This window comes from Pseudomonas sp. PS01298, from assembly GCF_029959745.1.
Classification (GTDB): Bacteria; Pseudomonadota; Gammaproteobacteria; order Pseudomonadales; family Pseudomonadaceae; genus Aquipseudomonas; species Aquipseudomonas aylmerensis.
On record NZ_JASCPP010000148.1, the window covers coordinates 1 to 12063 of the forward strand.

Consider the following 12063-nt stretch of genomic DNA (forward strand, 5'->3'; position numbering starts at 1 on the left):
GGGCTGCGTAGCAGCCCCATCCTCACGCACTGCGGTTTGTCTGAAATAACGCGGCGGATGTAGTGGGGGCGCTGCGCGCCCCAACGCGGGGCAAGCCCGCTCGCCACAACAGCCCTGCTAATCACAAGAGGACTGCTCATCACAACAGTCCTGCTCATCACAAGAGGGCTGCTCATCACAACAGCCTCGCTCATCACAGGAGGCCCGCTTGCCAGCCTTTTCCCTCAAGGCGCGAGCGGCAGGAACCAGCGCTCGGCCAACGCCTTGCCCAGCAAGCCGCGGTGCACGTCCACCACCGCCTGCGGGCTTTGCGCGCGGGCCAGTTGCGAGTAGTAACTCACCTTGCGTTGCTCACGGGTTTTCAAGTGGGCGGCGGTGTAGTGGGCCTTGGGTGTATCGGCCGCCGGGTAGTGGAAATGGGCGTACCACAAGGGATAGCCTCCCGCGTCGTTGACGGCGTATTCCTGCACAAAATCCCGACGCTCGCCGCGAAGTTGAATGCGCTCTCCGAGTAGCGCCATGTGCGCGCGCTTCTGTTCGATCAGATACTCCAGATTACCGTGCGTCGGCGGCAGTTCCAGGCTCAGTTGAATGCGCAGCGCCTGGCCACGCTCATTCAGGCGTACCGCCGCCTGGCGCATGTCATTTTCCAGGGCCAGGTCGGCCGGCGCTCGGGCTTCGGCGGGTTGGGCCTGGATCGCCAGGTGCAGTTCGGTGGCCAGCTTGTCGTAGCGCACCGACTCGTGCAGCAGCACCTCCTGGACTTCCTGCGGGTGTCGCGAGACTTTCTTGTACTGCTCGCCGCGCTGCAGGTGTTCCTCGAGCATGCCCAACAGTTTGCGAGCCTCGCCCTTGACCAGGCTCAAACTGCGCGGCACGCCTGGCGAGCGCGGTGGCGTCGCGTCCTTGAATTGGATCCATTGCTCGCCCCGCTGTGAATAGGTGCCAAACACTTCACCGGTGAGCTGCGAACGAAGCTCGACAGTTTCCAGGGTACCCACGGGTTTGACCTCGCCGATAAACGTGCCTTTTTTCGCCGTGCGAATGACTTTTTTCTGCACTTTGCCGGCGACTATCGGCGGGCGTCGGCTCGGGCGCGGAGCGGGTTGGGCAGCGGGTTTGATTTCACTGGCGAGCTGCTTGGCGGCTTCCTGGTACAACCCCTCAACCAGCTTGACCAGCTTGGCGAAATACTCACCGTCCAGTTCGTCGATATTCACGATGCCGACCCCCTGCAAGGAGTCCAGGCCGCGGCCGTAATGCTCCACCAGGCTTTCGAGCACATTGACGCGTTCCTCGGCCGTCACCTCAAGCTCGTTCAGCTCGCTGTGGGTGCGCAAGTGCTCCTGCAGCGGCTCAAGGATATCGATCATGACGGTGACCAAGGGGTGGCCTGGGTGTTTATGGGTCATCAGCTCGAAATTGCGCATCAGCAGATCCTTGACCGCCAATGCACTGATTTCCGGAGGGCGATCCAGCGTTAGCCGGCGGTAGTGGTCGCTGCCGTCGTCGCTTAGCTTGAACAGTTCGTCGAGGTAGCGATCACGCAGTTCAAGCCAGTGGATCGAGCGTTCATTGATGGCAATCAGGCTGCGCACAAACTGTTGATACGCGGCGAAGTCGCCGAGCACGGCCTCGGCCAGGCGCGGCGCTTTGGCCATGAAGTGAGCGTGGGAGCGATACAGCGCGCCACGATCCTTCTCGGCCACCACCACATGCTTGCGCGCGTTGTTGACCATGTTTTCCAACAGGCCGGCGACGGAATGCGGCGGAAGGGGGATGTTCAATTCGTTGCGCTCTTTCAGGCTGTCCAGTTGCTGCTGGTAGTCCCGGGTCTGCTCTTGCAGGGCCGTGTCGAATCGCTGGCGGCTGTCAGCCGCTTGCGCTTCGCTGAAGCGTGGGTCTTCGGCGGTGCGGGTCATGACCCCCAGGATAATGTCGATTCGCTTTTGCTGGTCCGCCTGGCCCTGGACGAACCGTTCATAGTTGTCCTGCAGCTCGCGGATGCGCTGCGCACGCCGTTGGCGATCGGCGGCAATCCGCTTGGTTGGCATGCCGCCGCGCAGGTGCAGGCGCGTGTCCACCGACCACTCGCCGTGTGCATCGCTGCGCAGGTAAGGGCCATACACTTCGGCATCGCCTGGCATCACCACACGGGTTTCGCCCTGCGGCTCCAGGCTGACCTGCAACCACTCGCCGTTGGCTAGCGCATACCACCGGTTTTCGACCCCATAGAGCCCGCGTCGCGGCCCGTTCAATACCGGTTGGGGCAGGGGCGACGGCCGCGGCGCCTTGAACGTCGCGAGACGGCTGCGCTGGGCCGGGGTCAGGCGCTGGCGTGCCTGCGCAAAGCCGAAATCCAGCACCGTGCTGTGTTTCTGCGCCAGCGCCCCGGCCAGCAGGACGGCGCCTTCACGAATGCTCGGTGCGGCTGGTTGCGGCCATTGCTCCGCGACCCACGGGGTGAGGGCCGAGGGCAGCGCCAGCTCCCTGAGGCCGGCTGCCAGCGGTGCCGGTGTTGGCACCACCACGGGAGCGGCCTCCAGCAACAGCAGCCCGAGGTTGAGCAGCAGGTCGACAGTGGCCAGCTCCCGTGCGTGCGGGTCCGTGGCGGCCAGCGCCGGAATGTCCTGACCCAGGCTGGCCATCAGCCCCAACAGCCAGCCGGTGAGCATGGCCGGCCCGCGCAGCAGGGGCAGCAGCAGGTTGCCGAACAACAGGCTGCTGCCTTCGCGCAGCACCTGCCAGCGGCTTTCGCTGTTGGACACCGACGCGCGGTCGGCTTGTTGCACCAGCGCCCGCGCATGATCGCTGAACAGGTAGGTCATCAAGCGTCCGGTCACCAGGCACTGCTGCAGTTCGTCGTTGATGCCATCAGCGGACAACGTCGCCGGTGTCGGTGTGCCCAGGGTCGAGAACTCATCGCCCTGGCCGAAGCGTACGTAGTGGGGCTCGCGAAACCCGCCATTGGCGTAAATCGGCCGGGCCGTGTCACTCAGCCAGGTCAACACGCTGTCCTGCAAGGGCCCAGGTTCGGCGATGGCTTCAAACAACGCCTCGCGGCTGGCAAATTCCTGCAGGGCTTCGGCGTACAGTGGTCGGTACAGCACATGAGGACCCAGGGCGGTGTCGCGGGCTTCGATCAGGTACATGGCGCTGACCGGGTCCGGCTGGGCGCCGGGCATTTGCAGCAGCGCCAGGTGACGGATCACCACCGGATTCTGATCGACCTGCTGGTCGGCGGCTGCCGGCTCCATCACGGCCGCCACCAGGCGCGCACCCTGGGGGCTTAGCCCGGCTTGCTGTTTCAGGCTAAATTCCAGTGCCAGCAGCGGCAGTTGCACGGCTTGCTGCGCGGCGAACAGCGCTTCACGCTGGCGTGCCTCGGGGCTGTCGCCAAGTAACTGGGTTTCGAGCAGGCGTGGGTAGTGCTGGCCAATGTCCACGCGTTCCACCAGGCCGCCGGTGCCCATCAGGTAGTCGGCGGTCAGCCACGCCGGCAAGGGCAGGCCTTGCCGGTTGGCGAGGGTCACGCTGGCGCTGGGACGGCTGGACAGGTTGTCGATCGCCAGCTCGGTCAGGCTCACGCGTTCGTGGCGGATGATCCCGGCGGTGCCTGGGTAGCCGGCGGCCACGGAGAAGGTCAGCAGCAGGTCGTCGGGGTGCAGGGCCGCGACCGACGGCGGCGTCGGCGCGTGATTGGCAAAGGTCACGGCATCCCCTTGCAGCGCTTGCAACAGCGCGTTGACGGTGTAGGTGCGGATGTCGTCGATATCGCTGAGCACGGTACGGCCCCCCGCGCGCTGTTTGGCGGTGGCCAGCGCCAGCGTGTAGCGGCGGTAAGCGGCCTGGTCGTCGGCGCTGGCGCTTTGCAGCCACGCCGGCAAGTGGGTGCGCAAGGTTGCCAGGGCAGGCGCGGCCGGCGCGTCGCGGAAGAATCGCCCAGGGTCAGTGATGTCGTTATACAGCGTCTGCCATACCCTGAAGGGCTGGCCGGTGGGCAGGCTCAGGTTGCCGAGGTCTTCGAGTTGGTGATTGAGGATCAACGACGCCTGGTGCTCGAAGAGATCGCCGTCGATTTCGTAGCGTTGCAGCAGGATATCCTCGACCTGGTACTGACGCCCCAGGCGTTGGCCCACGGCCTGGATCAGCACATCCACGCTGGCGAACGTCTCGATACCCGTCTGCGGGCTGCACAGCAGCACCGACGTCTTGCCATTCAGCGCGCGGGCCAGCAACAGGTCCGGGCCGAGCAGGCTGACAGTGCGCGCCGCGTCCTTGAGGGTGGCTTGCAGCCCGTAGGCGTACACCGCACGTTCGCCATGGAGGGTGAGACGGTCCTCGCGCTCAGGGTTGGTCAATACCTGGTCGAGCGTCTCGCGGGCCGTTTGATCCAGCTCGGCCTGGCGCAGGGCGGCGACGCGCAGGGTGTCCTTCAACACGTCGGCCAGCCAGCGCCAGTGGCCGGCATCCCAATAGGCGGCGAGGGCGTTTTGCAGTGCGATGCTCAAGGTCTGGGGGATCTCGCCAATCAGCGTGGCGATGACCTGCATATCGAGTTTTTCCGGGGTCAATCCCGGCAGTTTCAGGCGCTTGGGCGGCTCGTCGGAGAGGTACCAGGCCAGGCTGCCGACATCCTTGAAGTCCAGCGGCACGCCGCTGGCCAGGGCGTCATGCACCACCGGCATAAACGGTTGCAGCAGCCAACTGCGGCGTTGCGGCCTGGCCAGCCGCGTGCGGCTCAGGTCCAGCGTCAGGGTCGGGTACCGCTCGCCAAGGGCGGTGGCGAGTTGCTGGCGAATCACGCTTTCCAGCGTCGGGCGATCAGCGAAGCGCGCGCTGACGGCGTGCGCGATAGAGTCAGGGGATTGCATACACATCCTTTTGGCAATTCGATGCCATTCATGGCGGGTTCTAGGCAGGGAGCAGGCTCAGGAACAGGCGTTGGTCGAGTGGCGGGGTGATCGGGTTGTACACATCACGCACGATGGCGCGGTTGTCGTTTCCCGCCTGGGCGAGCAAGTCCTTGAAGGTGATAAAGCGGTGTTCGGGACGCTTGAGATGGGCCTTGGTGTACTCAGCCGCCGGCACACCGGCACGCGCGTAGTGAAAGTGTGCGTACCAGAGCACCGTGAGCGCGTTTTTCTCGCGTACCGCAAACTCGGTCACGTAGTCGCCGGCCGCGGTGCGTTGCGGGCCATGGACCAGGCCGATATCCACGGCGGCGTGGATGCGCAGGTAGTCGATATTTGCCTGGCGGGGCCGCTGGGCCTTGAGCCCTTCGATGCAGTGTTGCCGGCCCTGGGTGCGCAATTCGCCGGCACGTGTGCGCAAGCGCTCGACCGTCTGCGGCTCCTGGTGCTGCCGCTGGATCTCATCGGCAATCGACTCGATGCGCTGGGCCTGATACTGGAGCATGTCGTCCCAGTCGCGGGGATTGAGGTCGTCGCGGCGTTGCGGGTCCTTGAGTTTGTTCTTCTGGAACTTGATGGAGCGCTCGATCGCGCCGACTTCCTCCAGCAACTGCTGGGACTGGGTACGCAAGCTGGCCAGGGAGCGAGTAGGGGGCTTTTCCGCCGGGCGGCTCGGCGGCGCGTCGACGATCTCGACCCAACCTTCTCCCGGGTGTTCGATGAACCGGCCGCTGGGCTGCTGAGTGATCGGGTTGCGAGTGATGATGGTGGGGAAAGGCGTATCTGCGTCAGGCGCTTGCAGCTCACCTACCAGTGCGCCCTTGTCCCGGGACTTGAACACGCGTTTTCCGGGAACGGCGATTTTCAGCGGCTTGAATACTCCCGTCTGCGGCGGCAGGAACTCATCCTCGCGCAACACATCGGCCAAGTCGGCCTCGGCCGCGCTGCGTACCGTTTCGAGGCGTTCGATCAGCAGCGGCATATAGCGCGGGATGATCAACGGGGAATTGATGTCCATCAGCGCGCGGTAGATCTGCAGGCGGTGGCTGTAATGGTCAATCAGGTTGAGCAGCACCGCCTTGCGTTCGGCGACGGTGAAGCCCTCGGTGGCCAGCAGGTCAAGGTGGGTGTTCACCCTTGAGGACTCGACGGTGTGCAGCAGTCGCTGGTTCTGGAAGAAATACAATTCCTCGGCGGTGTGCGGTTCGAATGTCAGGTCGATGCTCAGCAGTGCCAGCAGGTCGAGGGTTTCCAGGGTCGCGGTCACGCGGTTGTAGAAACGTCGGGGAGGCACTGCACTGAGGTACTTGTAGCGCTCTGCGGGCCCGCTCTTGAGATCACCCGCGAGTGTTTCGAGCGCATTCTCGATGTCGAGCACCGCCTTGAAATGGCGCTCGCTGGCGGCAAAGTTGGTTTGCACCAGATCATAGACATAACGGATGGCTGCTGTGTCGCCCGGCCTGCCGGCCAGTTCAACCAGGGATTCACCCTGGTCAGAGAAAAAGGTGCTGCGGTGCAAGGCGTCCGTGAAGGCGATGTGTAACTCATCACTAGCCAGCATGCTCGTGTAGACCTCCTGCGCATTGGCTTCATAGTCGAACTTGCCGTCCGCCACCTTGATTTTCCGGTAGGCCTCCAGCAGGTCGCGGCGATGCTGCTGTTGGGGGCCGGCGGTACGTTCGAAGCGTTCCAGCAGCACCTGGAAGCTCACCTTGGCGCGGGCCCTGGAACGGGCGGTGGCGGCGTGCGCCTGGATAAGCACCGGGTTCTCGGGCGCGGCCCGCAGGGCTGTGTGGGCAACCAGCAACTGCTGGTCGAGTGATTCAAGCAGGGCCTTGGCGGGGAATATCCCGTCGACAAAGCTCAGTTGCTCACGACTGACCGCCGCTATAAGGCCCTCAATGCGTTTGGCGTGCTCGTGTGCTTGTGCGCGTTGTTCTTCAATCTGCACCAGTTTGGCCTTGAACCGGTTCTTGGGCCCGCCACCACGCAGTTTCAGCCCCAGGTCCAGCGACCAATGGCCCTGGCCGTCGGTCTTGAGTTCAAAGCCCGGATGCTCAGGTTTTTGCGGATGCACGATAAATAACGCGTCGGTTTCGGCTTGGATGTTCACCTCGAACAGCAAGCCGCCCACTGAGGCATGCCAGCGTCGGTCGATGCTGTACAGCCCTCGGTGCGGACCAATCTCTACGGGCGTCGGCGGCGGCACGGGCCACGCCACATTGAGTTCGCGCAGGGCGTCCAGCAGGCGCCGACGCGAGGCATCCCGGGCGTTGGAATGGATAAAATCCACCAGGGTCTGGTCGCCCGCCACCGGTGCGGATGGCAGGCCGATGGGGCCGTGCTCGATCAGCGTGGGGGCCGACGGCGCAGAGGCCGGGCGGCGCAGGGCGGCGAGGGGCAAGGTCGGCTCGCCCGGCGTGCGCGTGGGCAGGCGTGGCGCGGGGTCGGTGGGCGAGGCCGCGTGCAGCACCAGCAGGCCGATATTGAGCAACACGTCGACCCAGGCCAGTTCCCGCGCGGCCGCGTCATCACTCTGCAGGCCGCCGAGGTCGTGCTTGAGGCTGACCGCCAATTGCAGGATCCAGCCCACGGCCATCGCCGGGCCGCGCAACAGCGGCATCAACAGCGCGTTGAACAGCAACCAGCCGCCCTCCAGCAGCACGGCCCAGCGGCTTTCGGCATTCGACACCGAGTCGCGATCAGCCAGGTCCACCAGGGCCCGGGCATTGCTGCCGTAGAGGTATTGCAGCAGGTTGCCGGTCGCCAGTGATTGCGCGAGCGAGCCTGGCACTTCGCCGCCGTTGAGGTCCTGCGCCAACTGCGCGGGCGGTGGTGCGGGCCACTGTACGGTGTCGTCGCCCTGGCCGAAGCGCAGGATATGCGGGCTCTGAAAACCGCCGTGGCTATAGATCGACCGCGTCTTGTCCGGCAGCCAGGCCAGCACACTGTCTTGCAGGGCGCCAGGCTCGGCAATCGCGTCGAACAATGCCTGGCGACTCGCGAACTGGTGCAGCGCGTCGGAGTACAACGGTCGATAGAGCAGATGCGGGCCATTGCCCTGGTCTCGAGGCTCGATGATGAACATGCTCGCGACGCTGTCCGGCCGCGCGTCGGGCGTGCGCACGAAGGCCAGCGGGCGGATCACGATGTCCTGGCCCTCTACCACCCGGCCGGGTGCGCTGCGCTGCAACACGGCCTTGATGTAGCGATAACCCTGGAAGGTCAGGCCGTGCTCCTGGCGAATCGCCTGTTCCAGCGCCTGGCGTGGCAGCTGCACGCTCAGTTGCTCGCCAAACAAGGCTTCGCGCCGGCGTATGTCAGGGCTGTCCCCCAGCAGCCACTCGCGGATTTTTGCCGGGTAATGGCGGCCAATGTCCACTTGGCGAATCAGCCCCGGCGTGCTGTGGAATACGCCCTTTTCCCCGAGCACATAATCCTCGTTGAACCAGGCGGGCAGGGCGGCACCCGAAGTGTCGCGCACGCTCATGCGGCCCTGCGGCGCAGCGGCGAGGTTGTGGATGGCCAGTTCGGTCAGGCTCATGCTCACCGGGGCCAGGTAGCCGCTGTGCAGGTCGCCTACCGGGACATGGAAGGTCAGTTGCAGGTTTTCCGGTTCCACGCTGGACTCGGGATGATCGCGGCGCATCTGCTCGCGCAGGGTGCGCACGGTGAAGGCCTGCAGACTCTCGACGCCGTCGAGAAACGACGCGCCAGCGTTTTCTCGCTGCACTCGCGCCTGGTCCACCAGCCCCTGGCGATAGGCAAAGCGCTGGTCGGCACTGGCCGCTTGCAGCCAGTCCGGCAGCGCCGCCTGGAGACGCGCCTGGTGCGTCGGGTCGGGGACCGGGGTGGCGAGGAAGGCCGGTACCGGGTCGGTGGCGTCGGCGAAGCGTTGCTCCAGGGCGCGTACACCGTCAGTGGCCGGCAAACGGAGGGCGTCGAGGTCGTCCAACTGCTGGTTCAGCAGCAAGGCGGCCTGGATATCGAACAGGTTGCCATCGGGCTCGTAGTGCTTGACCTGGATCTTCTCGGCCAGCAACGCGGCGGCCAGGCGTTGACCCCAGGCCTGGTTGAACGCGTCCACCGAGGCAAAGTTTTCAACGTTGCCCGAGGCCTGGCACAGCAGTACGTGGTCGCCTTGCACCAACAACAGGTCACTGCTCAGCAGGCGCGTGGTGCGGCCCTGGTGGATCACGCAGCCCTCCAGGCAGTACGCACGCACACCCTCGCGTTCGCGGCGATCGGGTTGGCGGCTGACGGCGTAGAGCATGTCTTGGGCGAACCCGGCTGGCAGCAGGCTGGCGGTGCTCTTGAGGTTGTCGGCCAGCAGGTCGCCGAGCCATTGCCAGCGGCTGGCACCGGTGTCGGCGGCGCCGTTCCAGTAGCGGGTCAGGGCATCTTGAAAGGCGATGGGCAGGGTGAAGGGCAGGTCCGCAATCACCCGTTCGATCACCGCCATGTCCGGCTCGCGCGGGCCGTCGGCCTCATAGGTCAAGTGCAAGGGCGGGCGCTGGGACAGGAAGCAGCGGCGCGTGTCGATCACCTCGGTCATGTTCAGGGGCGTGCCGTGGCCCAGGTAATCGAGGATGACATCGCTCAAGCGCCGCAGGTCCCAGCCGCGTCGTTGGTTGGGGACGGCCAGCTTGACGCTGGACATGTCCAGCACCAGTGAGGGGAATTGTTCCAGCAGGCGTTCGTGCACGTGCTGGTCGACCACCTGGCGCAACGTCGGGCGCCCGGTGAACTGCCGGGCCACGGCCCGGGCGAGGGTGTCGCTTCGATGAGGCAGCAACAGTGGGGTGGCGGGTGTGTCTTGCGGCATAAACGAGTCCATTCTGTCAGGGGGTAGTCCCTAGAATCGCAAGCCACGGCGCAGCGGGTGCGGTAGCCCGCTATCGCGACACGACGGCACCGCCGGATTGGCCTATCATCAAGGTTTTTTCCACTGATGAATGATCCTGATGACTGTCCGCAGCCTCTCTAATGAACTTGCAACCAGCGACATGCTCGAAATCGATGGCCTGCATGCCTTTGACTTCGAACTCGACGACCAGAAGCTGTCGATCAAGTGCATGGATGGCCGCGTTGAAAAACGCTGGTCCTTCAGCCTGGCGCAAGTGCAGGCCGCAACCTTTGATGAAGCCTTGCAAAGTTGGACCCTCACCGGTGATTCGGGCGAGCACCGCCTGGTGTGCATGGCCGCCTTCACCGGCAACAATAACGACGAGGAAGACGAGCATGATGATGCGTAAATTCTGGCCCCTGCTGATGGCCGGCAGTGTCGGCGCGATGTCGGTACAGGCCGCGCCGGCCGACACTTATGAACTGTTGGTGGGCAGCTACACCGCCGGCACCAGCCAAGGCATCTACCGGTTGCAGTTCGACAGCCGCACCGGCCAGTTCCAGGGCGAGCCGGTGCTCGCGGCCAAGGCAGCCAACCCCTCGTGGTTGACGGTGTCCAAGGACCAGAAGCATCTGTTTGTGGTGAATGAAAACGGCCCGGGCCAGAAAGACCCGGTGGGCCGTGTGAGCAGCTACAGCATCGACCCGCAGAACCATCAACTGACCCTGGTCAACCAGGTGCAAAGCCTGGGCAATGAGCCTACGTATTCCAGCGTTGCGGCTGACGGCCGTTACCTGTTCGTGGCCAACTATTCGGTATTGGAAGACCCGGGTGGCAGCCTGGCCGTGCTGCCGGTGGACGCCAGTGGCAAGCTGTCGGCGCCGGTGCAGTTGAGCGGGCACCCGGCCAGCCGCGTGAACCCTGAGCGCCAGGCGTCCAACCATGTGCATTCGGTGGTGTCGTCGCCGGATGGCAAGTACGTGTTTGTGCAGGATCTGGGGGCGGACAAGGTCTTTGTCTACCACTACGACCCCAAGGCCAACCACGAACTGCCGCTGACCCCGGCCGATCCAGCCTTCGTGCAATTACCGCCAGGCAGCGGTCCGCGTCACTTGCTGTTCAGCGCCGATGGCAAGCATGCCTGGCTGACCACCGAGATGAGCGCCCAGATCGCCGTGTTCGACTACCACGACGGCAAGCTCACCCAGACTCAGCTGCTCGATTACGCCGCCGGGCAACCGGTGTCCGACAAGGCCGGTGCCGCGGTGCATGCGTCCAGTGATGGCAAGTTCCTTTATGTGAGCAATCGCGGCACGGCCAATCAACTGCTGGTGTTCAGCATTGACCCGGCGACCGCGCACCTCAAGGAGCTGCAGCGCCGCTCCGTTGAAGGCGATCACCCGCGCGAGTTCAGCCTGGACCCGAGTGGCAAGTTCCTGCTGGTGGCCAACCAGAAAAGCAATGCAATCGTGGTGGTCGAACGTGACCCCAAGACCGGCCTGCTGGGTAAAACCGTGCAGAAACTGGCGATCGATGCGCCCAGCGACCTCAAGTTCCTGGTGCGTCAATAAGCCACAGGCCCCGCACGGCGGGGCCTGACTCCTTGTATTAATTCTATTAATAGCGGCTACTGTTTCAAAGCATTTCTAAGGTTCAGCCCTCGGGCGTAAGTTGGGTTCCAAGGCCTTCCCCGGCCACTCAACCAAACGAACACAAGGGTTACTGACATGAACTTGAACCTCTTCTCCATCATCGCCGCCTCCGCTGTTTCCGCCACCGTAGCCTTGCCTGCTGCCGCCAGCGTGGACGTTGCCGGTAAAAAATCCAGCACCAGCGCCTACACCCAGAAATACCTGCAACAAAGCGCCAACTTCTACGCCGCACTGGACCACAAGACCCAACACTGATTGCCAGGCAACACAGATCAAATGTGGGAGCTGGCTGTCCTGCGATGAACTCAACTCGGTGAATCAGTTGGACCGAGTCGTCAGCATCGCAGGCCAGCCAGCTCCCACATTTGATTGTGTGGATGGCAGGTTATGGTGTGTTGGCAAGTGATGGTTGTGGTTGTCAGGTGATGGTGTGCTGGCAAGTGATGGTCGTGCTTGTCAGGTGATTGGGTGCTGGCAGGTGATGGTGTGGTTGTCAGGTGACTGGGTGCTGGCAGGTGATGGTTGTGCTTGTCAGGTGATGGTTGTGCTTGTCAGGTGATTATGGGGTTGGCAGATCTATTGTGGCGAGCGGGCTTGCCCCGCGTTGGGCTGCGAAGCGGCCCCATTACAAGCGCCCGGGTTTAACCTGACA

Annotated in this window: 5 protein-coding genes; 3 read left to right on the forward strand and 2 right to left on the reverse strand. The window is 64.1% G+C overall.

All coding sequences use genetic code 11. The annotated features are described in order from the left end of the window. Positions 1-224: 224 nt before the first annotated feature. Complete coding sequence (locus tag QMX97_RS29370; RefSeq protein ID WP_282398067.1) at positions 225-4874, reverse strand: hypothetical protein; 4650 nt, start codon at positions 4872-4874, stop codon at positions 225-227. A gap of 40 nt (positions 4875-4914) precedes the next feature. Next, complete coding sequence (locus QMX97_RS29375; RefSeq protein WP_282398068.1) at positions 4915-9738, reverse strand: DUF6543 domain-containing protein; 4824 nt, start codon at positions 9736-9738, stop codon at positions 4915-4917. 139 nt (positions 9739-9877) lie between these two features. Between QMX97_RS29375 and QMX97_RS29380 the strand changes: the two genes are divergently transcribed. The 3 genes from QMX97_RS29380 (at position 9878) to QMX97_RS29390 (ending at position 11666) form a co-directional block, all read left to right on the forward strand. Beyond that, complete coding sequence (locus QMX97_RS29380; protein WP_106805651.1) at positions 9878-10168, forward strand: DUF5629 family protein; 291 nt, start codon at positions 9878-9880, stop codon at positions 10166-10168. Beyond that, complete coding sequence (locus QMX97_RS29385; RefSeq protein ID WP_282398069.1) at positions 10155-11330, forward strand: lactonase family protein; 1176 nt, start codon at positions 10155-10157, stop codon at positions 11328-11330. Before QMX97_RS29380 ends, QMX97_RS29385 begins: the two co-directional genes overlap by 14 nt. 156 nt (positions 11331-11486) lie before the next feature. Continuing rightward, complete coding sequence (locus QMX97_RS29390) at positions 11487-11666, forward strand: hypothetical protein (protein WP_065907868.1); 180 nt, start codon at positions 11487-11489, stop codon at positions 11664-11666. Positions 11667-12063: the final 397 nt, after the last annotated feature.

Bases quoted from the DNA above. Each gene is read 5' to 3' on its own strand.
- QMX97_RS29370 (WP_282398067.1), bottom strand. From the start codon at position 4,874: ATGCAATCCCCTGACTCTATCGCGCACGCCGTCAGCGCGCGCTTCGCT.
- QMX97_RS29375 (WP_282398068.1), bottom strand. From the start codon at position 9,738: ATGCCGCAAGACACACCCGCCACCCCACTGTTGCTGCCTCATCGAAGC.
- QMX97_RS29380 (WP_106805651.1), top strand. From the start codon at position 9,878: ATGACTGTCCGCAGCCTCTCTAATGAACTTGCAACCAGCGACATGCTC.
- QMX97_RS29385 (WP_282398069.1), top strand. From the start codon at position 10,155: ATGATGATGCGTAAATTCTGGCCCCTGCTGATGGCCGGCAGTGTCGGC.
- QMX97_RS29390 (WP_065907868.1), top strand. From the start codon at position 11,487: ATGAACTTGAACCTCTTCTCCATCATCGCCGCCTCCGCTGTTTCCGCC.